The sequence below is a fragment of the Nocardia sp. NPDC004711 genome (assembly GCF_053601595.1).
On sequence record NZ_JBSGCB010000001.1, the window covers coordinates 42,140 to 63,344 of the forward strand.

Annotated in this window: 20 protein-coding genes; 9 read left to right on the forward strand and 11 right to left on the reverse strand. The window is 68.9% G+C overall.

Annotation, left to right across the window (positions count from 1 at the left end; translation table 11 throughout):
• Nucleotides 1-159: 159 nt before the first annotated feature.
• The 4 genes from ACWEKS_RS00205 (at nucleotide 160) to ACWEKS_RS00220 (ending at nucleotide 4,153) form a co-directional block, all read left to right on the forward strand.
• Nucleotides 160-885, forward strand: coding sequence for a HalD/BesD family halogenase (locus ACWEKS_RS00205; RefSeq protein WP_452338097.1), 726 nt, complete (start codon nucleotides 160-162; stop codon nucleotides 883-885).
• A gap of 159 nt (nucleotides 886-1,044) precedes the next feature.
• Nucleotides 1,045-2,403: a WS/DGAT/MGAT family O-acyltransferase gene (locus tag ACWEKS_RS00210; RefSeq protein WP_452338098.1), complete on the forward strand. Its 1,359-nt coding sequence runs from the start codon at nucleotides 1,045-1,047 to the stop codon at nucleotides 2,401-2,403.
• 46 nt (nucleotides 2,404-2,449) lie between these two features.
• Nucleotides 2,450-3,238: an RluA family pseudouridine synthase gene (locus ACWEKS_RS00215; RefSeq protein WP_452338099.1), complete on the forward strand. Its 789-nt coding sequence runs from the start codon at nucleotides 2,450-2,452 to the stop codon at nucleotides 3,236-3,238.
• A 135-nt stretch (nucleotides 3,239-3,373) separates the two neighbouring features.
• On the forward strand, nucleotides 3,374-4,153 hold the full coding sequence (locus tag ACWEKS_RS00220; protein ID WP_364605831.1) for a metallophosphoesterase: 780 nt from the start codon (nucleotides 3,374-3,376) through the stop codon (nucleotides 4,151-4,153).
• On the opposite strand, the gene ACWEKS_RS00225 is transcribed toward ACWEKS_RS00220, so the two are convergent.
• A complete protein-coding gene (locus ACWEKS_RS00225) occupies nucleotides 4,134-5,201 on the reverse strand; it encodes an AraC family transcriptional regulator (protein ID WP_452338100.1) in 1,068 nt (355 codons plus the stop codon). The genes ACWEKS_RS00220 and ACWEKS_RS00225 overlap by 20 nt on opposite strands.
• A 95-nt stretch (nucleotides 5,202-5,296) precedes the next feature.
• Here ACWEKS_RS00225 and ACWEKS_RS00230 point away from each other — a divergent pair, with 95 nt between their 5' ends.
• Nucleotides 5,297-6,751, forward strand: coding sequence for a flavin-containing monooxygenase (locus ACWEKS_RS00230; protein WP_452338101.1), 1,455 nt, complete (start codon nucleotides 5,297-5,299; stop codon nucleotides 6,749-6,751).
• Nucleotides 6,752-6,924: 173 nt separating this feature from the next.
• On the opposite strand, the gene ACWEKS_RS00235 is transcribed toward ACWEKS_RS00230, so the two are convergent.
• Nucleotides 6,925-7,305 (reverse strand): hemophore-related protein, encoded by a 381-nt coding sequence (locus ACWEKS_RS00235; protein ID WP_452338102.1) that lies wholly within the window; start codon nucleotides 7,303-7,305, stop codon nucleotides 6,925-6,927.
• A 380-nt stretch (nucleotides 7,306-7,685) separates the two neighbouring features.
• Between ACWEKS_RS00235 and ACWEKS_RS00240 the strand changes: the two genes are divergently transcribed.
• Nucleotides 7,686-8,837 (forward strand): lipase family protein, encoded by a 1,152-nt coding sequence (locus ACWEKS_RS00240; RefSeq protein WP_452338103.1) that lies wholly within the window; start codon nucleotides 7,686-7,688, stop codon nucleotides 8,835-8,837.
• Between the two features lie 22 nt (nucleotides 8,838-8,859).
• On the opposite strand, the gene ACWEKS_RS00245 is transcribed toward ACWEKS_RS00240, so the two are convergent.
• From ACWEKS_RS00245 to yczE, 3 genes are all read right to left on the reverse strand, one after another.
• Nucleotides 8,860-9,381 carry a TetR/AcrR family transcriptional regulator gene (locus ACWEKS_RS00245; RefSeq protein ID WP_452338104.1) on the reverse strand — a complete coding sequence of 174 codons (522 nt, stop codon included), beginning with the start codon at nucleotides 9,379-9,381 and terminating at the stop codon, nucleotides 8,860-8,862.
• Entirely contained in the window at nucleotides 9,374-9,799 is a 426-nt protein-coding gene (locus ACWEKS_RS00250; protein WP_452338105.1) for a DUF4260 family protein, read from the reverse strand. Before ACWEKS_RS00250 ends, ACWEKS_RS00245 begins: the two co-directional genes overlap by 8 nt.
• A gap of 84 nt (nucleotides 9,800-9,883) precedes the next feature.
• Nucleotides 9,884-10,525 (reverse strand): membrane protein YczE, encoded by a 642-nt coding sequence (yczE, locus tag ACWEKS_RS00255; RefSeq protein ID WP_452338106.1) that lies wholly within the window; start codon nucleotides 10,523-10,525, stop codon nucleotides 9,884-9,886.
• Nucleotides 10,526-10,869: 344 nt separating this feature from the next.
• Between yczE and ACWEKS_RS00260 the strand changes: the two genes are divergently transcribed.
• Nucleotides 10,870-12,048, forward strand: a complete 1,179-nt coding sequence (locus ACWEKS_RS00260) for a lipase family protein (protein WP_452338107.1) — start codon at nucleotides 10,870-10,872, stop codon at nucleotides 12,046-12,048.
• 38 nt (nucleotides 12,049-12,086) lie between these two features.
• On the opposite strand, the gene ACWEKS_RS00265 is transcribed toward ACWEKS_RS00260, so the two are convergent.
• The 4 genes from ACWEKS_RS00265 to ACWEKS_RS00280 form a co-directional block, all read right to left on the reverse strand.
• Entirely contained in the window at nucleotides 12,087-12,725 is a 639-nt protein-coding gene (locus ACWEKS_RS00265) for an ammonium transporter (protein WP_379382889.1), read from the reverse strand.
• 163 nt (nucleotides 12,726-12,888) lie between these two features.
• The gene (locus ACWEKS_RS00270; protein WP_452338108.1) at nucleotides 12,889-13,653 is read right to left on the reverse strand and encodes an energy-coupling factor transporter transmembrane component T family protein; all 765 of its coding nucleotides are present in this window, start codon (nucleotides 13,651-13,653) and stop codon (nucleotides 12,889-12,891) included.
• Nucleotides 13,650-15,776 (reverse strand): ATP-binding cassette domain-containing protein, encoded by a 2,127-nt coding sequence (locus ACWEKS_RS00275; RefSeq protein WP_452338109.1) that lies wholly within the window; start codon nucleotides 15,774-15,776, stop codon nucleotides 13,650-13,652. Before ACWEKS_RS00275 ends, ACWEKS_RS00270 begins: the two co-directional genes overlap by 4 nt.
• Before the next feature lie 161 nt (nucleotides 15,777-15,937).
• Nucleotides 15,938-16,561 (reverse strand): TetR/AcrR family transcriptional regulator, encoded by a 624-nt coding sequence (locus ACWEKS_RS00280; protein ID WP_452338110.1) that lies wholly within the window; start codon nucleotides 16,559-16,561, stop codon nucleotides 15,938-15,940.
• A gap of 87 nt (nucleotides 16,562-16,648) precedes the next feature.
• Between ACWEKS_RS00280 and ACWEKS_RS00285 the strand changes: the two genes are divergently transcribed.
• Both ACWEKS_RS00285 and ACWEKS_RS00290 read left to right on the forward strand, forming a co-directional pair.
• The gene (locus ACWEKS_RS00285; RefSeq protein ID WP_452338111.1) at nucleotides 16,649-17,647 is read left to right on the forward strand and encodes an SDR family oxidoreductase; all 999 of its coding nucleotides are present in this window, start codon (nucleotides 16,649-16,651) and stop codon (nucleotides 17,645-17,647) included.
• A gap of 123 nt (nucleotides 17,648-17,770) precedes the next feature.
• A complete protein-coding gene (locus ACWEKS_RS00290; protein ID WP_452338112.1) occupies nucleotides 17,771-18,415 on the forward strand; it encodes an isochorismatase family cysteine hydrolase in 645 nt (214 codons plus the stop codon).
• Nucleotides 18,416-18,424: 9 nt separating this feature from the next.
• On the opposite strand, the gene ACWEKS_RS00295 is transcribed toward ACWEKS_RS00290, so the two are convergent.
• Both ACWEKS_RS00295 and ACWEKS_RS00300 read right to left on the reverse strand, forming a co-directional pair.
• Nucleotides 18,425-20,698 carry an ATP-dependent DNA ligase gene (locus ACWEKS_RS00295; RefSeq protein ID WP_452338113.1) on the reverse strand — a complete coding sequence of 758 codons (2,274 nt, stop codon included), beginning with the start codon at nucleotides 20,696-20,698 and terminating at the stop codon, nucleotides 18,425-18,427.
• Nucleotides 20,699-20,869: 171 nt separating this feature from the next.
• Nucleotides 20,870-21,190, reverse strand: a complete 321-nt coding sequence (locus ACWEKS_RS00300) for an antitoxin (RefSeq protein ID WP_379435866.1) — start codon at nucleotides 21,188-21,190, stop codon at nucleotides 20,870-20,872.
• Between the last annotated feature and the right edge of the window lie 15 nt (nucleotides 21,191-21,205).

Here is a 21,205-nt window from a genome sequence, read left to right on the forward strand (position 1 = left end):
CCGGGCGGCGCCAGCCCTCTCAGATCGTGATCAACTGGCAACCCGATTCCATAGTCGTTGCCGGGCAACGGAATACAATTGAGACCGGGTCGCCCGGGTCACGACCCGGTCTTTTCGGCAGTGGGCCGTTCGCGACGGCCGGGTGAAGGGACGTGCGCGATGCCGGCTCACAGCACGGTGGACATCGCCCTACGACACCTGAGGGGAGTGGATCCCTCGGCGTTGCACCACGCGCGGAACCGGTTGGCGGAGACCGGAATCGCACGGCTGGGATTTCTGCTCCCGCACCGGGTCAAACGGGTCCTCGCCGCCGAGGCGCTGACCCTGCTCGATCATCACAAACAGTGGGGCGACCTGCTGCCCGAGGGCGAGGGCCTGGCCCGGCAGCAGGTCGAGCTGACCGAGCAGGAGGTGGCCGCCCACGCCTCCTGCATCCCGCAGCTCTACGACTGTGAACCCTTGCGGCACAGCCTTTCCGTGGTCGCCGCCGAACCGGTCCTGGCCTGCCCCGAGGCCGAGCGCTACCGCGTCAGCCGCCTGCACCACGACGACTCGGTCGACCAATGGCATTGGGACGACTACGCTTTCGCCCTCGTCCTGGTGGTGGAGTGCCCGCCGCTGGCGGACGGCGGCTTCGTGCAGACGGTGGCGCACACCCGCCGCGACTGGGACCACGCCGACATCTACCGGACCCTGACCCGCAATCCGATCCACTCGTGGGAGATACAGCCCGGCGACCTCTACCTGATGCGCGCCGACACCACCCTGCACCGTGTGCACCCCTTCGCGCACGGCCGCCGCACGATCGTCGCCATGACCTTCGCGGCGCGGACCGACACCGAGCGGGAAGTCCCGTGGCGGGCTGCCGAACTCACGCCCCGATAACGGACACGCCGTGCAGAGCTGGGAGTTTGCGCCAACAGGTCGATGTGGGCCGAATCATATAGAGTGATAGCCTGATTAACCGTTAACGCAGCGGGGGGCAGCGTCGCCGCACCGTATCCGCTCCGGGCAGTTGTGCCCCACCCGGCTAAGGCGGCTCCCATGGACCTGCTCAACCCTCTCGACGCGATCTTCCTGGCCATCGAATCCCGCGAGCATCCCATGCACGTGGGCGGTCTGCAGCTGTTCGAGCCGCCCGCCGACGCGGGCCCCGAGTTCACCCACGAGCTCTTCGAGGCGATGGCCGCGAAAACCGATGTCCGCACCCGATTCCGGCGCAAACCGAGCCGGCTGCTGGGCGGCTTCTCCAGCCTCGCCTGGTCCCATGCCGAGACCGTGGATCTGGGCTACCACCTGCGGCGTTCCGCACTGCCGGCGCCCGGCGGCATGGGTGATCTGCTGGACCTCACCGAGCGCCTGCACGGCATCCTGCTGGACCGGCACCGCCCACTGTGGGAGGCCCGGCTCATCGAGGGCCTGTCCGACGGCCGCTTCGCGGTCTACGTGAAGATGCACCACGCCCTCATCGACGGCGTCTCGGCCATGCGGCTGCTGCAGCGCACCCTCACCGACGACCCGCTCGACAGCCGGCTCACCGTCCCCTGGGGCACGGCGCCGGTGCCGCGCGACGACAGCCCCGAACCCGAAAGCCCCTGGACGCAGTTGCGCCGGGCGGTGCCGCGGATCCTGCGCGCCACCGGATCGATCGCCGCGCCGTTGCGGGGCGCCATCGACGGGCGGCTCACCCTGCCGATGACCGCCCCGCGCACCGTGCTCAACACCTCCATCGGCGGGGCCCGGCGCATCGCGGTGCGGTCCTGGCCGCTGGAGCGGATCAATGCCGTCCGGCTGGCCACCGGGGCCACCGTCAACGACATCGTGCTCGCCATGAGCGCCGCCGCGCTGCGCGCCTATCTGCTCGAGCGTGACGCACTGCCGGACGAGCCGCTGATCGCCATGGTGCCGGTCAACATTCGCAGCGCCGCCGAATCCGATACCTCCGAGGGCAATCTGGTGGCGGCCTGCCTGGCCAACCTCGGCACCCACATCGCGGATCCGGCGGTCCGGCTGGAAACCATCAGCACCTCCATGCGCGACGCCAAACGGGTGTTCACGCAATTGCCGAAGCTGGAGGCCATGCTGCTGTCGGCCGCGCTGATGACGCCGTTCGGGGTGTCGCTACTACCGGGCTTCGAAGCACTGCCGCGTATGCCGTTCAACCTGGTGATCTCGAATGTGCCCGGGCCGCGCAAACCGGTCTACATGCAGGGTGCGCGCCTGGACGCCAATTACCCGCTGTCGATTCCGTTCGAATCGCAGGCCATGAACATCACGCTGACCACCAACGGCGACAATCTGGATTTCGGCCTGGTCGGCTGCCGCCGCACCGTGCCGGATCTCGATCGCATGACCGACCATCTGGAGAACGGCCTGGCCGAGCTGGAGCGAGCCGTCGCCTGACGCCTCGTGGCACCGGGCCGCGTCGGGCCTCATTACGCTGGTCCGCGTGGAAACATCGTGGCCCGAACTGCGCACCGAGTGCCTGATCCTCGAGGACGAGGCGGTCCTGGCCCTGAACAAGCCGGCCGGGATCTCGGTGACGGGCGAACGCCACGACACCGACATCGTGGAAATGGCCGCGGCGCAGGGCGAGACGCTGTATCCGGTGCACCGGATCGACAAGGTCACCTCGGGTCTCGTCCTGCTGGCCAAGGAGCTGTCCGCGCACGGGCAGCTCACCCGGCAGTTCAACAAGCGCACGGCGGAGAAGACGTACCTGGCCGTCACCGCCTCCACGGGCCTGCCCGACCGCGGCGTCATCGATCTGCCGCTGAGTGTGGGCCGCAAGAATCGGGTGCGAATCGCCGCGCCCCGCGAGAGCATTCACCGCGCGGGCGACACCTGGCTGGTCGACGAGCAGGACGTGGCGGCGGGCAAGAGCTATCCGTCGGTTACCGAATTCACCACCCTGGCCCGCACCGATTCCCATACCGTGCTTGCACTGCGCCCGATCACCGGTCGGCGGCATCAAATTCGCGTGCACCTGGCCTGGATCGGTCACCCCATCGTCGGCGACCCGCTGTTCGACCGGACCGGCGCATTTCCCCGCACCCATCTGCATTCGTGGCGTCTGACCCTGGACGCGTCCTGGCGTCCCACCGGCACACTCGAACTGGAGGCCGAGCCGGGCGCCGACTTCTGGCGGATCGGCGACACCCCGGTCACCACCGATCCGCGGCAACTGTTGAGCAGCGCAGGCGAACTCATGACCCGCACCACATCGACCGGTCATTGATACGACTTCGCTATATTGGGTGGCGGGTCTCACCGAGACCGCATCAGGGCAGGTCAATTAGCCTGAATGGGGTGACCGCGGTGCGGCGGCACAGCCGGGCGCAATGATGCTGCCCTTCACAGAAAGCGAACGCCGATGGTTCTGCTGGCTCAGCTCAGTGACACCCATTTCAATATGGGCGCCCGCAATGTCGAACGCGCCGAACGGGTGATGGCCTTTCTCGCCGAGCTGCCGCAGCGACCCGACGTCATCATCGTCACCGGCGACATCGCCGACGAGGGCGATGTGGAGGAGTACCAGCAGGCGCGCGCGGCCCTGACCGCCGATCTGCCCGTGCTGATCCTGCCCGGCAATCACGACGACCGCGCCAATATGCGCAGCGTGCTCTTCCCCGCCACCTCGGGCACCGGACCCATCAATCAGTCCTATCGGATCGACGGCGTGACCCTGGCCCTGCTGGACTCCAGCATCCCCGGCAAACCGGAGGGCCTGCTCGAGGACGAGACCTACGACTTCCTCACCGAGGTCCTGGCAGCCGCCCCCGCCGATGAGGTGGTGCTGGTGGCCATGCATCATCCGCCGGTGCCGGTGCAGTCCACCGTCGTGGATCCCATCCGGCTCACCAATCCGGAGCGCCTGGCCGAGATCGTGGCGGGCGACGACCGCATCGCCGCCGTCCTCACCGGCCACGTGCACGCCGGGCTCATGACCCAGTTCGCGGGCAAGCCGCTGATCGTGGCGCCCAGCGTCTCCTCCACCATCGGCTGCGAATGGGAAACGGCCGCACCGGGGCACGTGCCGATCGATTTCGCGCCCGACCCGTCGATGATCTTCCACTCCATTACCGACGGCCGGCTGCTGTCGATGTTCCGGCCCATCGCCATGGGCGGCTGGCTCAGCGAACCGACGGAGTGAGCGCGCCGCGCCGGTAGGCCGAGGGTGTGGTGCCGGTCCAGCGTTTGAAGGCGTGAATGAAGGTGGACGCCTCCGCGTAGCCGAGCCGGATCGCCACATCGCTCACCGACAGCGGTGTGGCCGTGAGCATTTCCTCGGCCAGCGCGCGCCGCACCTCGTCCAGCAGCTGCCGGTAGCTGGTACCCGCCGCGTCCAGGTGGCGGCGCAGGGTGCGGGTGCCCATATTGAGATCCCTTGCCACCGAATCGATTCCGGGCGGCACCGCGAAACCGTCCAGGCCGCCGCGCGGCACCAGCAGCGCCCGCACCTCGGCGGCGATGCCGGTGCGGGCGCGGCGGCGGGAGACCAGTTCGGTGCACTGCGCCAGGCACATGGCCCAGGTGTGCTCGTTGGCCTGCGGCAGCGGCTGCTCCAGGATCGCCGGATCCATGGTGAACACATTGTGCTCGGCCTCGAAATTCGGTGTCAGTCCGTAGATTTCGGTGTAGAGGCGGAGGTCGGGCGGCGGCTCGAAATCGAAGTCGGCGCGCAGCAGTTCGACGCGGTGACCCATCAGGTCCGACAGCATCTGGAACATGGCGGTGACGTCGCGTTCCACCAGGAAGCGGCGGACGTCGGCGGGCACCCGCTCGTCGTGGATGCGGGCCATGAATTCACCCGGCCGCCAGCGGGCCGCCGGAATGCAGAAGGTGAAGCTGAGCTCCAGGTAGCGCAGAGCGAGGGAGATGGCCTCACCGAGGGTGGGACTGCTGACGCAGGCGAAGCCGAAGATGCCGAAGGTGGTGATGCGGTACCGCCGACCCACCTCCAGCCCGAGGTCGGGGCGGGCGCCCAGTTCGCGCACCAGGTTCCGGATCACCGCCAGTTCGGTGTGCGCGTCGATCTGCTCGTCCGGATTGGCCAGCTGCTTCTCGTTCAATCCGCTGCCCTGCAGCATGCGGGCGGCCGGGACACCGTGCTCGCGCGCGAATCCGACCATGAGGGCGACACTCGCCACGCCGCGCGGGAAATTCCAGTCGCGAATCCCCGCCTCCTGCACCGTGCCCATAGCCTGATTATGGCCGAAATTCTCGATCCGGTCGCCCACCAAATCGAACGCTCGCTCCTACAGTGAGAAGAGTCTTCGATGTGAGGAGCACCACAATGCCGTCCGTCATCATCATCGGCGCCGGATTCGGCGGGCTCGGCATGGCGATCGAGTTGCAGCGCAATGGCTTCCGCGAGTTCACCATCCTGGAGAAGGCGGCCGGCCTGGGCGGGGTGTGGCGGGAGAACACCTACCCCGGGGCGGCCTGCGATGTGCCGTCGCCGCTGTACTCGTTCGCGCACGAGCCCAGACCGAAGTGGCGGCAGCGGTATTCGACACGCGAGGACATCTGGGCGTACATGCGCGGGATCGCCGAGCGGCATCGGCTGCTGGACCACATCGTGTTCGGGACCGAGGTCACCGAGGCGGAGTTCGACGAGACGACCGGGCAGTGGACGGTGCGCACCGCCGACGGCGTGACGCGCACCGCGGATGTGCTGGTTCCGGCCGTCGGGCAGTTGTCGCGCCCGGCCATGCCGCCGATTCCGGGCATCGAGGTGTTCGGCGGGGAATCCTTCCATTCGGCGCGGTGGGATCACGGGGTCGAACTGGCCGGCAAGCGGGTGGCCTGCATCGGGACCGGGGCCAGCGCGATCCAGTACATTCCCGAGATCCAGCCGCGGGCCACTCATCTGACCGTCTTCCAGCGCACCGCCGCCTGGGTGCTGCCCAAATTCGACACCGACTACAAGCCGGTGCATCAGCGGATCCTCATCTCGATTCCAGGAATGCCTAAAGCCGAACGCCTTTCGTGGTGGCTGCTCGGCGAGTTCATATCGCTGGGGCTGGTCGAGTTCCCCGGCATCGTGCGCGCGATCGCGCGGATCGCGGAGAAACATCTGGAGGTGAAGGTCGCCGATCCGGAGCTGCGCGCCAAGCTCACCCCGGACTACCCCATCGGCTGCAAGCGCGGACTGTTCTCCAACGACTACTTCCCGGCCCTCACCCAGCCCAATGTGCACGTGGAGACCACCGCCATCAGCGAAATCGTCCCCGAGGGCGTCCGCACCGCCGACGGCGTGCTGCACGAGGCCGACGTCATCATCTACGGCACCGGCTTCAAGGGCACGGAATTCCTGTGGCCCATGAAGATCCGGGGCCGCGGCGGCCGCAACCTGAGCGACGTGTGGGACGGCGGCGCCCACGCCTACCTGGGCATCACGGTCCCCGAATTCCCCAATATGTTCATGGTCTACGGCCCCAACACCAACCTGGGCGTCGGATCCGTCATTTACATGATCGAATCCCAGGCGCGCTACATCCGCCACGCCCTGCAACTCCTCGCCGAACGACCGCGCACCTATCTGGAAGTCCGACCCGAAGTCGAACTGGCCTTCAACGATGCCCTTCAGCAGCGCCTGGCCCGCACCCCGTGGAACTTCTGCACCAGCTGGTATCGGACGCCCTCGGGCCGCATCACCAACAACTGGCCCGCCACCACCCACCGCTACCGCCGCCGCACCCGCGCCCTGCGCCTCCCCGACTACACCTTCACCCCGATCCGGGGCTGATCGGTAACTGGTACGCGAAATTCCTTGCCCACCAGGTCATCTCAACCTCGGTGGGGAACACGGTGCTGGCAGCGGACACCGAGTGATCTGCGTCGGCCGTCTCCCACCAGCACCGAACCTTCCCGATTCCTCGGCTTCACCGCTCAATGAGAATCAGAAGGGCAACCTGTTGGTCAGTACCGGTGGCAAATGTCGGTGACCTGGCGCAGGTGCGGACTGAAGTCCGAGTTGATGTCGGTGGGCGCGCCCATCTGCTGCTGTTCGACGAGCAGGGCCTGGAAGGCGATGCGCCGCTGCCACATCGGCTGGTCGTAGGCCATCCGGAACGCGGCCTTGCGCGTGGGTGCGGCATCGAGCTGCGCCGCGACCTCGGGTTCCACCTGATGGAAGGCGGCGTCGATCTGGTCGAACGAGCAACTCGAGCTCAGCAACGGTTCGAGATCGCTCATCGGATCGGCGCCCGCCACTCCCGCACCGGACAGCGCCGCACCGGCGGCGAATCCGGCAATCGTCACTGCAATCACGCCTGCGTACCGCGCACTGATCAACCTCATGTGAGACCAACCTTTCGTAGTAGCTGGATCTGCGGATGACAACCGGCCCTCGTCCGGGCCGGACCGAAGGGTAGCCGAGGGCATCGGGGGCCGGAGCGCTGGACTCCGCACAACACCTTTGTCTCCACGCGCGAGTCGTCGTTGACCGCGCGTACCAGGCCACATAGTTTGTTCTCCCGTGCGCCGGAATTCTTGGCGGCGCAAGCAGTGGTCCGTGGTATCTGGAGCGTCGGCCGATACACACTGGAGGCGTTTTGAAGCTCGATGCCGCACGGTTCGGGAAACGCACGAATAGATCGACCAAACTATCGCGAACAATTCGATACTGGTGGCGCGTCGGACTGATCGGCGCAGTCACACTGCTGACGACGGCGATCGCGGTGCCCAGCGCCCGCGCCGATATCCCCTTCCCCGACAACGATCCGTTCTACGCGGCGCCTGCCAACCTCGGACAATTCGCGAACGGGTCGATTCTCAACTCCCGGCCGATCTCGGTGTTCGGGCAGTCGCTGCCGGTAGCGGGCTGGCAGGTCCAATACCGGACCACCGGCTCCAATGGCGAGGCCGCCGCCGATATGGCCACGGTCTTGAAGCCCGATACCCCGTGGAACGGGCCGGGTGATCGCCCGCTGCTGGCGTTCCAGGTCGCCGAGGACAGTCTCGGAACGCGGTGCGCGCCATCGTTCGCGCTGCGCGGCGGACGCGGCTTCTCGATCATCACCACGCTGCTGGATGTCCCGTTCCTGGCGCAGGCGCTGTGGCGCGGCTGGGCGGTGGTGGTGTCCGACTACCAGGGCCCGCAGTCCCGTTTCTTCGACGGCGTCAACTCCGGCCGGGCCGTGCTGGACGGCGTGCGCGCCGCCAAATCCTTCGCCCCGCTGGGCATTACCACCAACAGCGCACTCGGCGCGTGGGGTTACTCGGGCGGCGCCTTCGCCACCCTGTGGGCCATGCAGCTGCGGTCGAGCTACGCACCCGAGCTCCGGTTCGCGGGCGTGACCTCCGGCGGCGTGCCCGTGGACATCCCCTCCATGATGCGCGGGGTGGACGGCGGTTTCCAGGCCGGGCTCGCCGTGCTCATCCTGATCGCCCTGGCGCGCAACGATTCCGGCACCGGACTGGCCAAGATCCTCAATGACAACGGCCGCACGCTGATGGCCCGAGAGGCCAGCTCGTGCGCCGGCGACCTGGTGGTCCACCACGCCATGCGGCACCTCGACGAATACTCGACCGCACCGAATCTCGTCGGCAGCCAAGCGTTCAAGGCCGCCGCCATCCGTCAGGAACTGGGCGCCCAGGCCCCCGATACCCCGCTGTACCTCTACCACAGCAATGCCGACGACGTGATCCCGGCGGGAGGCTTCAGCGCCCTCGTCGACCGCTACTGCTCCCTCGGCGCAAACCTGACCGCCATCCACTCACAGATTCCCGGCCACAACCCCGCGGCAGTCGTGGAATCCCTGGGAGCCTTGAACTTCCTGTCCGACCGCTTCGCCGGCAAACCGATGTCCCCCGGCTGCGACGTGCGCTGAGGCGTGCATGCAGGATCGGCCGCTACTCGCCGAAGGCGTCGAGGCCGGATTGCCAAGCGGCCGCGAGGTCGGCGTTGCTGGGGAAGCGGCCGTCGATTTCGAGGCTCACCATGCCGTGAGCGAAGGCCCACAGGGCGCGGGCGCGGGCCGGGTCGCCGCCGACGGCCGTGACGAGTGGTTGTGCCGTGCGCTCTTCCAGGTCGGGCGGGAGTAGGTCGCGGCGGAGTGGGCGGTAGTTCATGAGGCGGTATACGTGCGGGTGGGCCAGGGCGTAGTCGCGGTAGGCCTGCGCCACGCCCGGGAGGCCCTGGGCGGAGGCGGTTTCCAGGGCCTGCTCCACCTCGGTGAAAGCCTGGGCCACTATCAGGGTTTCGAGGGCGGTCTTGTCGGGGACGTGTTTGTAGAGGGAGGGGGCTTTGATACCCAAGGCCTCGGCCACGTTTCGCATGGTCAAGGCCTCGGGGCCCTGGGTGTCCAAGAGGGTGCGAGCGGCGGCGGCGATCTGCCGCTGCCGCTCGGTGAGTGGTCCGGTCGGGTCAGGCACGGAGGAATCCGTCCGCGCTGCGGAGGCCGTAGCCGGCCATGCGGTCGATGCCGATGTGCAGCATCCAGGCCAGCAGGAAGGTGAACAGGGCCGGGATCTGGAGGGGGGCAAAGGTGTACGCGACGGCCAGGGCCAGGGGGATCCAGGTGCGGTGGGCGGTGTTGTAGAAGGGGACGGCCCGGCGGGGCAATTGGCCCTGCTGCACAGGGTCTTCGGCGCCGATGGCGGCGAAGAAGGTGAGGTCGGGGGCGATGAGGCCGGCCGTCAGGGCCAGCCACGAGCCGGTGCCGTGGTTGACGCCCTCGAGGATGGCGAAGGCGGCGAGGAAGACGGTCCAGGAGATCCATCCGGCCTTGCGGACCAGGGCCGGGAGGCGGTGATCGGTGGTGGCCGGCAGGTTGGCGGCGATGGTGGTCATCGGACCCTCCGAGGCTTCTAACTGGGGCTAACGCTGTTAGCCACCATGTTAAGCTAACGCCGTTAGCCCGTCAACCTCGGATGGTCAGGCGGCCATCGGCTCCGCCTCCGCGGCAGGCGAACCAGCCGGTTCCGCGGGATGGAAGCCCGGCAGGAACCGATCCACGTACGGGATCATCAGCTGGATCAGCGGTCCGATGGCGAACGCGTACACGACCGTGCCCACTCCGACGCTGCCGCCGAGGATCCAACCGGCGGACAATACCGTCGCCTCCAGCCCTGTCCGGATGACCCACACCGGCTTGCCCGTACGCCGAACCAGGCCAGTCATCAGGCCATCGCGTGGACCCGGCCCCATGCCCGCACCGATATAGAGCACTGTCGCAATCGCATTGAGCACCACCGCCGCGGCCATGGCCGCGATCCGGATCGGCAACGCGTGCAACTCCGGCAGCAGCCACAGCCCCGCGTCCACCGAGACGCCGATCACCACGACATTGCTGACCGTGCCCAGACCCGGCCGCTGCCGCAGGGGAATCCAGGCCAGCAGTACCGCCGCGCCCGTAATCGCCACGACCGTACCGAAACTCAGCGGCACCTGATCGGCCACGCCCTGATGGAACACATCCCACGGATCCAGGCCGAGCGCGGCGCGAATCATCACGGCCATGGAGAAGCCGTACAACCAGAGTCCGGCATACAGGGCGATGAGGCGGCGCAACAACATTGACCGAGCATGGCGGCAACTGGCATGCAACCGGTAGAGCCAGTCGAAAAGATCTGGATACCAAGCTGGATATATCTTTTCGTACAAGAAACCGCGCAACGCCGTAGTTACGACGCGCGGAGACGCGTTGACCGCGAGGACCGGCCCGACGTAATTTTGTTTCTCCGATGCGCCGGAATTCTTGTCGGCGCGAGCAGCGGGTCCGTGATGTCTGGAGCGTCGGATGGTTCGACGCTGGAGGCGTTATGCGGCGGGACGGCACAGGGTTCGGGGTACGCACGCGCGAATTCACGGTGCGCTCACATAAGGTTCGGCACTGGTGGCGCGTCGGTCTGATCGGCGCGGTGACCCTGCTGGCGGCGGCGGTCGCGGTGCCCGGCACTCGCGCCGACATCCCCTATCCCGACAATGATCCGTTCTACGCGGCGCCGATCGACCTGGGAGAGTTCGCCAACGGGGCAATCCTCGACTCCCGGCCCATCGCCGTCTTCGGGCTGCCGCTCCCGGTGGCGGGCTGGCAGGTGCAGTACCGCACCACCGATTCCGCCGGGGAAGCCGCCGCGGATGTGGCCACCGTCATGACGCCTCTCACACCTTGGACCGGTCCCGGCGATCGCCCGCTGCTGTCGTATCAGATCGCCGAGGACAGCCTCGGAACCCGTTGCGCCCCATCGTTCGCGCTGCGCGGCGGGCGCGACTTCTCCATCGCCACCACCCTGCTGGACGTGCCCTTCCTGGCCGAGGCGTTCCGCCGCGGCTGGGCCGTGGTGGTGTCGGACTACGAGGGCCCGCAGTCCCGATTCTTCGACGGCGTGAACTCCGGCCGGGCCGTGCTGGACGGCGTACGCGCCGCCAAATCCTTTGCCCCACTCGGTATCACGGACTCCAGCCCGCTCGGAGCCTGGGGCTACTCGGGCGGCGCCTTCGCCACCCTGTGGGCCATGCAGCTGCGGGCGAGCTATGCGCCCGAGATCTGGTTCGCGGGTGTGACCTCCGGTGGCGTGCCCGCCGATATCCCCGCCATCGCGCGCGGCGTGGACGGCGGCTATCAGGCCGGGCTCGCGGTGCTGATCCTGCTCGCTCTGGCCCGCAACGACTCCGGCTCCGGACTGGCGGACACGCTCGATGACAGCGGCCGGGCGCTGCTGGCGCAGGAGGCGACCTCCTGCGGCGGCGATCTGGTGGCCCGCCACTTCTTCGGGCACGTCGACGACTACTCGAGCGTCCCGGACATCCTTGACAGCCAAGCCTTCCGGGCCGCCACCAGCCATCAGGAGCTGGGCGGCTGGGCGCCCGACGTGCCGCTGTACCTGTATCACAGCAACAACGACGACGTGATTCCGTCGGCGGGCTTCAGCGCCCTGGTGGACCGCTACTGCGCGCTGGGCGCGAACCTGACCGCCGTGCACTCGGCGATACCGGGCCACAATCCGGCCGCTGCCGGAGAAGCCTTGGGCGCCATGAACTTTCTGTCCGATCGCTTCGATGGCGACCCGGTGGACGCCGGGTGCACCGTCCGCTGACGATCGTCCGCAGCGGCCGGTGCACCCGCGCCAGAGCGTTACTGGTCGCCGGGCTGGGCCCACTTGGTGGTGCCGGGCGCCGCGTTCAGCGTGTTGATCAGGTCGATGCCGGCGATGAGCAGGGCGGGCCCGCCGACCACCAGGGTGCCGATGACCGCGCCGACCGCCGCGGCGACCGGGACCGTCGCCAGACCGAAAGCGCCACCGAGGAATCCGATCGCGCCGACCGCCGCGCCCACCGCCAGGCCCAGGAAACTGCCGATGGCCGTGCCGATGCCGAACTGGGTGCTGAACGCCTCCATGGCGTGCTGATTCTCGTTCGTCGAGGCCACCGGGTGCAGTGCCGGCGTGGCCGCGGCGACATCCTTGACCGCGGTCAGGGACAGGGTGGCGCCGTCATCGCTGACGGTGCCCGGCACCGGGTAGCTCAGGCCGTCCTGCTCGAAGGCCAGCGGCAGGCTGAGGACGGTCGCGCCCGCGGAGTCCTTGATGTTCACCGCTCGCCCGGCCAGCTCGAAGCTGCCGTTGGTGAGGGTGGTGACAACGGTATTGCCGACCAGCTGGGTCTGGTAACCGATGTCCGGCACCGCCGGATCCGCGTGTGCCACACCGGCTCCGGCGATGGCGACTGCCGTGACAACCGGCGCGGCGACAGCGGTGATCTTGCGCAGCATCATGGGTCTTCCAATCTTGATCAGGTGTTTGTGGCAACACACGGCTCAGTTGAAAGAATTCCCCCCTTTGCGACTGTGAGCCCGTGCTGCATAGGCAACGCGTTCTACTGGCAGACACGGTAGCGCGCGGCACCGACAGCCCGAATTATTTTCCGCTCGAGTGTTGCTAAAAAAGCAGTTCGATGCCGATTCCCAAGGCGCACACCAAAGCCACCACCAGCAACGCCACCACGTCCGCGCGCCCCGGCGATCCCGGGCGGGCGGTCAGCTCGCCGGTGCCGCCGCGGGTGGTGATGGCCTCGCCGAGTTCGCCCGCCCGCCGGCTCGAGACCGCCATGCTCGCGGTCAGAATATCGACCAGCGGGTTCTCCGACGCCCGGTGCAGCAGCGAATCCCTGGGCCGCAGTTTGCGAGCCGCGCGCAGGATGCGCATCTCCTCCAGCAGCAGCGGCAGGCCGCGCAGGGTGAGCGCGACCACCACCGCCCACTCGTCCACCGGAATCGCGTGCCGGACCCCATGGCGTGTCCAGCCGATGCGCTTCAGCGGCGCACCCAATCTGGCCAGCGCGGGCGCCACCTCACCCATCGGCGTGGTCCAGGCGACCAGGAACGACGCACCCAGCAGCAGGAAGCCGAACAGGATCACCTGCGCGTACCGCAGCAGCGCCGACGCGCCGACCGGCGCGTTGATGGCCGCCCCGATCAGCACGCCCGCCCAGATCCACCACGGGAGCCGGGGCAGCGTGCCCAGCGGCAGTTTCGCCAGCAGGAACACCGCCACCAGGAACAGCGACGCGACACCCAGCAGCGCCCAGGACGGGATGAACATGAGCAGCACGCTGACGGCGAAGACGCCGATCATCTTGGTACCGGCCCAGAGTCGATGCACGGGGCTGTCGACGGGGACCTCGCGGAGCACGACGCTGCTCATCGGACACCTCCGGTGAAATCCTGAATCCGGTTGTCGTGCACTGCGGCGGCACCGTTCTCGACGAGGCGGCCGTCACGCAGGTGGACGGTGCGGTCGCACACCGCGGCCATGTCGGACACGTCGTGCGAGATGACGATGAGGGTCAGGCCCGAATCCCGGAGCCGGGCAAGCAGTTCCACCACTCCGGCGCGGCCCTTCGGATCCAGTCCGGCCAGCGGCTCGTCGAGCACCACCACCTGGGGATGGCTCGCCACGATCGCCGCCAGCACCACCCGCTTGGCCTGCCCGCCACTGAGCTCCTCGACCGAGCGCGAGGCCAGCGCCCGATCCAGCCCCACGGCGTCGAGGGCGCGCGCGACCGCGTAACTGCCGCGGCCACCCCAGTCCTCGATCTCGGTGCCGACGTCCTGGCGCTGCAATTGCAGGCGGGAATGCTGGAAGGCCAGCTGCACGGCCCCGATCCGCTTGTGCACCGGACGGGTGGTCCCCATGGGTTCGCGCAGCACGCAGGTGCCGGCGGTGGGTGTGGTCAGCCCGGCCATGATCCAGGCCAGCGTGGACTTGCCGGAACCGTTGCCGCCCACGATGAGCAGGGCTTCGCCGCGGCGGACGCTCAGGTCGATGTCGTGCAGGGCGGGCGCTTCCCAGGGGGTGCCGCAGTTGTAGGTGTGGCCGACGCCCCGCAATTCGAGGACGGCGTCGCCCATGGACCGGCGGCGTGGATCGCGAACGGGGCGCGGCCAGGCGGGCAGATGGCCGACCGAGCGGCCCTGTTCCAGATGAACGACCCGGTCCGCGGCGGCCGCGTCCGCCTCGTGATGGGTCACCAGGACCACGGCCATCGGATGCCGGCGCGGCAGGTCGGCCAGCAGTGCGACCAGGTCGCGACGACCCTCGGGGTCGATCATCGAGGTCGCCTCGTCGGCGATGAGCAGCGTGGGCTGCCGGGCCAGGGCGGCGGCCACCGCGAGCCGCTGCTGCTGGCCACCCGACAGGGTCGAGGTTTCGCGGCCGCCCATCCCGGCCAGGCCGACCTCGGACAGCAATCCGTCGATATCGACGGCCGCGGCATCGGCGGTGGGCAGGCCCCACACCACGTCATCCCTGACGAGTACGCCCAGCGTCTGGCTCTCCGGTCGCTGCAACACCATCGCGGTGCCGCCACGCACGCCCAGACCGGCCGCGCCCAGCCGGGTGACCGTGCCCGCGGTCGGCGGGCGACCCGCGAGAATCCTGGTGAGCGTGGATTTTCCGGACCCGTTGTGCCCGACCACTGCCACGAATTCGCCGACGTCGACGGTCAGATCGATATTGTGCAGGGCATCGGTCTGCGCTCCCTCGTATCGGAACGCCACCTCCCGCAAGGTGACCGGCAGCGGCGCGACCGCCCGCGGATCCGCGGGCGCTTCCAGCAGGCTGTCACGGCCCGGCAGCCAGGACAGGCGATCCAGCACCCGCCCGAGCACGAACCAGGAGAACACTCCGCTGACCACCATGGCGGCGATGATGCCGCCGCCCACGAAGGCCCACCACCAGTGCAGCACGGTGTCGGTGTAGTCGGACACGGCACGGCCCAGCGGTTCCAGCGAAGACTGGCGCGCCGCAAGGTTTTCGATGCCTGCCGCGGAGTTGCGGATGCTGTCGAACAGCAGGTGCCGTGACTGGGCGAAAACCAGCAGCATGCCGACCGTCAGGGCGGCCATCGCGGATCCGGCCACCGCCGACAGCGCCACCACCGCGGGCAGACCGCCTCGCCTGCGCTTGACAGTGCCGATGATCCCACCGATCACCGCGACGCCGACCAGGTTCTCGGCGGGCAGCAGCCCCGCCGCGACGAACGTCACCAGCGCCCCCGCGATGGTGGTCGCCAGCTGCGCCCGGAACCGGTGCCGATGCGCCAGCATCCCCATGGGCACCGCCGCCACCAGCTGCAGTGCCGCGGCGAAGGGCACCAGCGACCCGAGGGTCACCAGCCCCACCGTCGCCCCGCCCAGCACGGCCGACGCGGCCAGCTCGATGGGCCGCAACGCCCCTGTGGGAAGCGTCGCCCCAGCGCTGCTCCCGGCGCGGGACACGCCAACCTGCTCGGCCAGGCCGCCGCGAATCCGGTACGAATCGGTCACGCCTACCAGTCTGCCGTGTCCGCACCCCAACCCACCGCGACCTCTCAACATCTCCACAGACTGCAGGCAGTGCCGCCACAAATATCGGCGGTCGATCAGCGGAAACACCAGCCCCTATGGCATGGCCGACCCTCCCGCAGATCGGCCCGCATTCCCGGCCGCTAGGCCGGACGCTGGTCGATGAGGTTGGCGAAGATGTGGGTGATGCGGGTCGTGAGGGCTTCGGGGGTGGTGCCGGATTGGGTTGCGCGGAGGCCGAATTTGCCGTCGACGGTGAGGGCGGCCATGCCGTGGGCCAGCGACCACCAGGCCAGGGCCAGGGTTTCGGCGTCGGTGGCGGGGAGGAAGCCGGAGTGGACGGCGTCGGCGACGGCGGATTCGAGGATGGCGTAGGCGGCGTCGCCCGCGGCCTCGGTGTCGGGGTGCTTCTCGGGCTGGGACAGCTCGGGGCGGAACATGATCCGGAAGTAGGCGGCGTGGTCGCGGGCGAAGCCGACGTACCCCTCGGCCATGGCGAGCAGGGCGGCGCGCGGATCGGGGGCAGCGACGCGGGCGGATGCCATTGCGGCGCCGAGTATTTCGAAGCCGCGGGTGGCGAGGGCGGACATCAGGGCGGCACGGTCGGCGAAGTGGTGGTAGGGCGCGCCGGAACTGACGCCGGCTTCGCGGGCGACCTTGCGCAGGCTCACCGCGGCCAGGCCCTCGGACTCGATCAGCTGCAGGGAGGCGCGCAGTAGTTCCTCGCGGAGGTCTCCGTGGTGATAGCGGTCCTTGGTCGGCGGCATGGGATGAGCGTAAGGGGTTGACGGCTCCCGGCCTCGGAATCTATACATTGTTCAGATTCTGAACACTGCTCAGATTGGAGTCAGGCAATGTCCGATCTCGTTCTCGTCACCGGCGCTTCCGGCTATGTCGCGGGCCATGTCATCCAGGAGCTGCTCGGCCAGGGCTATCGGGTGCGCGGCACCGTGCGCTCGGCCGCCCGCGCCACCGCGGTGGCCGAACTCCTGCCCGGCGTCGAGCTGGTCGAGGCCGATCTGGGCTCGGACGCGGGCTGGGCCGCGGCCGTCGCGGGTTGCCGCTACGTGCTGCACACCGCCTCACCCTTCCCCTCCGGCGTTCCCGAGCACGAGGACGAACTCGTCCGCCCCGCCGTGGACGGCACGCTGCGGGTGCTGCGGGCGGCCGCCGGGAGCGGTGTCGAACGGGTCGTCGTGACCTCCTCCATCGCGGCGGTCGAGGTCGGCAACGAAGGGCATCTGCTCACCGAGGCGGACTGGTCCGACACCGAACAGTGCGACGCCTACCAGAAGAGCAAGACCCTGGCCGAGCGCGCCGCCTGGGACTTCGCCGCGCAGCACCCGAATCTCGAACTGGCCGTGATCAATCCGGGCATGATCATCGGCCCCATCCTGCGCGCCGAGGCCGGCACCTCGGTGGACGGCATTCGCGCCCTGCTGGCCGGGGGCATGCCCGGCGTCCCCCGGCTGAACTTCGCGACCGTGGACGTCCGCGACCTCGCGGTGGCGCATCGGCTCGCCATGGAAACCCCGCAGGCCGCGGGCAATCGCTATATCTGCGCGGGCGAGGAAGTCTCCTTCCCGCAGATGGCGCAGATCCTCGCCCAGCGCTATCGGGTCGCGACCCGCGTGCTCCCCGACTGGCTCGTCCGCCTGAGCGCCCGGTTCAACCCCGACGCCCGCACCGCCGTCCGCTTCCTCGGCCGTACAGCACAGCTGAGCGCCGCCAAGGCCGAGCACGACCTGAACTGGACCATGCGCCCCGTGGCGGATTCCCTGCTCGACACCGCGGAGAGCCTCATCCACTTCGGCCTGGTGCCCGCGCCCCGCCCAGCCCGCTCCGCCGCCTGAGTCAGGGAGCTTCCACCGAGGGATGTCGCCCGATTCCCCCGCACCGCGAGGTCCCCGATGATGGTTCGCCGGCGGGGTAGGGTGACGAAAGAGGGTGGGGCAGTGGGAGATTGCGGAGGGCTTATGCGGCGCGGGAACGGGCTGGAGATTCCGGAGACGCTCGAGGACGTGTGCTCGCCGGAGAAGATGGCGGTCGTCGTGTACGACATGCAGGTCGGGGTGCTCGGGCAGCTCGACGCCGGCCCGGCGATCACCGAACGGGTCGCGCGGGTCGTCGAGGCCGCGCGGCGCGGCGGCTACCCCGTGATCTTCCTGCGGCACTTCTTCCTGCCGAAGCGCCTCATGGGAACCTTCGCATTGCGCATGGCCATGACCTGGCAGGGCGTGGACTCCGCGGACGACGTGGTGCCGATCCTGCAGCGGGACACCCCGGGATTCGAGCTGGTGCCGGAACTTCGGCCGCAGGCGGGCGAGACCGTCTTCGACAAGACCTCGATGTCGGCGTTCGAGGGCACCCCGCTGGCCTCCACCCTGCGGGACCTCGGGATCGGCGCGTACGCCATCGTCGGCGTCGCGCTCGAGATCGGCATCGCGCCGACCGTGTGCCACTCCACCGATCTGGGTTTCATCCCGGTCGTGATCCGGGACGGCGTCGGCGGGCGGGACGAGCCCGGACAGCAGCGCGCGTGGGACGATTTCGCCTTCCAGGGCCACTCCATCGTCACCGACATCGACACCATCGTGCCGCTGCTCGAGAAGTCGAGCTAGCCGAAACGGTCAGTCGGAGCTGGGAATCCAGGCCGGATGCCAGAGCCGTCCGGTCTCGGTCCAGTTCATGAAGCGCACGGTGCCGGTGAGTTTCGGCGTCACCCACACCGCGTCCTTGCGCTCGTCGGCGGTGAGTTCATTGTCGAACGGGCTGGTCTTGCGTGCCAGGCGGCGCAGCCGATCGGCGAGGTCGCTCATCTCCTGCTCGCTGAACCCGGTGCCGACCCGGCCCAGGTAGTACAGCTCCCCCTCGTGCGGAACACCGACCAGCAGCGAAGCGAACTGCCGCACCTCCGATCTCCGGTAGCCGCCGATCACCACCGACAGCGTCCGCCAGTTCCGGGTCTTGATCCACGACTGCCCGCGCCGCCCGGGCAGATATACCGAGTCCCGCCGCTTGGCGACCACTCCCTCCATGCCGTGATCCTGGCTGTACCGCAGGGCTTCCGCGCCCGGCCCGCCCAGCTGTCTCGGCACGATCAGCGAACGCGCCTGCCCGGCAAGGGCTTCCAGCACCCGCCGCCGGTCGTCGTAGCGTTTGCGGATCAGCGAGGTGCCGTCCAGATACAGCAGGTCGAAGGCCAGGAAGACCGCCCGCGTCGAATCCTCCCGCAGCAGGCCGAGATTCGCGCCGCCGTGATCGTCGAAGACCACCGCCTCGCCGTCGAGCACCGCGCTGTGCCCGGACAGTTCCGAACCCAGCACCGCCAGGCCCGGATATTTCCCGGTGACCACATGCCCGGCCCGGCTGCGCAGCGTGACCGCGCCGTCCTCGATCTCGGCGATCAGCCGGAACCCGTCCCACTTGGTCTCGAAGGCCCAGTGCTCGGCGTCCAGGGTCCCGACATCACCCGCCGTGGCCAGCATGGGTTTCAGCCCCCGCGGCATGGGCGCGGGGGTGCGCGGCGCGGCCGGAACCGGCTGCGCCCCATCGCCTTCCATCCCCGGCGGCGTCTGATCCTTCATCAGGTGCATGAGCCACTGGTTGCCGCTGGTCTGGATCAGCGCGTACCGCCCCGTCAGCCGCTGCCCGCGCAGCCAGACGATGACCTCGTCGTCACGCCACTTCTCGGTCTCGTAGGTGCCGGTATCCCAGATGGTCATCTCGCCGCCGCCGTACTCGCCCTTGGGGATGGTCCCGTGAAAGGTGAGGTACTCCATCGGATGGTCCTCGGTGTGCACGGCCAGGCGGTTCTCGCCGGTATCGGTGGGTGGGCCCTTGGGCACCGCCCAGGACACCAGCACGCCCTCGCGTTCCAGCCGGACATCCCAGTGCAGCCGCCGGGCGTGATGCTCCTGCACCACGAACCGATTCCCCGGACCGGCGTCTGGCGGGCCCGGCGGGACCGGTTCGGGTGTGCGCCGCGGGTCACGCATGGAGCGGTAGGTGTCGAGCCGGTCCGGAACCGGTTCCGGCAGTGGCTCGTCCAATCCTTCGAGCAGATCCCCCTGCTCATGCCAGCGCCGTAGCACCTCGTCGAAGCGCAAGTGCCGCAGCCGCTTCGGCTTCTCGATCTCCGGCCAGGCCCGGGGCGCGGCCACCCACGGCTCGGTGCGCCCGCGCAGCGAATACGGCGCGATGGTGGTCTTGGCCGGATTGTTCTGGCTCCAGTCCAGGAATACCTTGCCCCCGCGCGCCGATTTCGCCATGGTGGCCGTCACCAGCTCCGGCCGCAGCTGCTGCAGGTTGGTGGCGACCTGCTTGGCCACCGCCGACGCCCCGTTCGGCCCGAGTCTGCGGTCCAGCGGCACGTAGACGTGAATTCCCTTGGAGCCGCTGGTGACCGGATAGGCCTCCAGCCCCACCTCGCGCACCACGTCCCGCAGGATGAGCGCCACCTCGGCGCACTGCGCCAGCCCGGCCCCCGGCCCGGGATCCAGGTCGAACACCAGGCGGGTGATGTCCCCGACCTCGGCCCCGTCGAAACGCCATTGCGGCACATGCAGTTCCAGCGCCGCCTGCTGCCCGAGCCAGGCCATGCCCGCGAGATTGTCGATGAGCGGGTACGTGACCGGCCGGTCGGAATGCCGAACCGTCCGCCGCGCCAGCCACTTCGGCGCGTGCTCGGCCAGGTTCTTCTCGAAGAACGACTGCTCGTCCACCCCGTTCGGCCACCGCTTGCGGGTCACCGGCCGCTGCGCGATATGCGGCAGCAGGGCCGGGGCGATGGCCGTGAAATAGTCGATGGCCTCCCCCTTGGTGGTCCCGGTGGCCGGGTACAGCACCTTGTCGAGGTTGGTCAGCCCAACCTCGATACCCCCGAAATCCCTGCGGGACCCCATGACAGCAGTTTAGGTCCGGGTCCCGGCAAAAACCGGCAACCCGAAGCGCCCCGGAGGAACTCGCGCCATCCGTGAAATGCCAACGGGCCGTTCAGGTCAGCGACGGGGACCCCGCCACTCCCGAACAGCCCGTGGAACGACCGGTGCGACCACTGCGCGACGCCGCGACGATTACGCCTTGGGCTGTTCGCCCTCCGCGGCCTCCGCAGCGGGTTCCGGGGCCGGTTCGGCCGCCGCCGCGGCGGGTGCGGGCTCCGCGGCCGGTTCGGCTGCGGGAGCCTCCGCGGGGGCCGCGGCCGGCGCCTCGGCGACCGCCTCGGGCTTGATGGCCGACTTGACCGCCTCCGCGCCCTTGTCGATCTGGGCGGAGAACTTCCCCCCGGTCTTCTCGTCGATCACATGTCCGGCCTTATCGACCGCCTGCTCGATCTTCTCGGCGTTCTGGGCCGCCACCTCTTTGCCCTTGCCGACCAAGCCCTTGAGCGTGTCCATGAGACTCACAGCGCT